This is a genomic window from Bacillus sp. MYb56, from assembly GCF_002976445.1.
In the GTDB taxonomy this organism is placed as follows: domain Bacteria; phylum Bacillota; class Bacilli; order Bacillales; family Bacillaceae_G; genus Bacillus_A; species Bacillus_A mycoides.
Window position 1 is genome coordinate 1 of sequence record NZ_PCOH01000135.1, and the last position, 1010, is coordinate 1010.

Sequence of the window (1010 nt, forward strand, 5' to 3'; positions counted from 1 at the left end):
GTAAGCGCATGTTAAGTCAATATGACGTAGCAAGCTTAGAAATGTATGAAAAAGCTAGTGGAAATAAAGTTCCGAATATCATTGTAGCAATTGATAATTACGATGCGGTAAAAGAAGCTAGATTTTACGAAGAGTTTGAAATGCTTATGATGCAAGTTGTCAGAGAAGGTGCAAGTGTAGGAATTCATACATTGATTAGTGCTGGTAGACAAAGTGCACTACGCATTCAACTATACAATAACATTAAGGTACAACCTTGTCTGTACATGATTGATCATAGTGAAGTATCAAGTATTGTAGGACGATCTGATATTAAGATTGAAGAAATTACAGGACGTGCACTGATAAAACTAGAAAATCCTACATTATTCCAAACAGCATTACCAACAACAGCAGAAGACGAATTGCAGCAAATTCAGTTGTTACAAAAAGAAGCACATGAAATGGATGAAGCATGGCAAGGAGAGCTTCCTAAAGCAATTCCAATGATGCCAGAAGTAATTGACTTAATGACATATCGTAACCATAAACAAGTGAAACAAGCATTACAATTAGGACAAATTCCAATGGGTCTTGACTTTAAAGAAGTGGAAGTTGTTGCCCATGATAGTGCGGTAAATGATCACTTAATGATTTATAGTGTAGACGATAGTATAAGAAAACAAGTTGTATCAAGTATCATTTCTCAAACGGATAAAGACTATTTTGAAAGTGTAACGTTAGTAGATACAAGCGAATACGGATTGGTTCAATATAAAGAGAATGTGACCCATTACATCGTAGCAGAAAATGATGTAAATACACATCTCAAGCATTGGATGGAAACTATTCGCGAACGATCCAATGAATTAGCACAAGCAAGACAAGAAGGTAGAGAAATACCAACATTCGCAAAACAACTCATTGTTATCGCAAACGTTGAAGAATTGAATCGACTTGTTTACATCGATGACGTAGCGGCAGCAACTTTAATAGATTCATCTCGTGCAGTAGGCATCTACTTTATCTTG

General features: G+C 35.7%; 1 pseudogene. It reads left to right on the forward strand.

The features are described 5' to 3' along the window. Nucleotides 1-1010: pseudogene (locus tag CQ058_RS31405) on the forward strand (type VII secretion protein EssC); the annotation flags it as partial.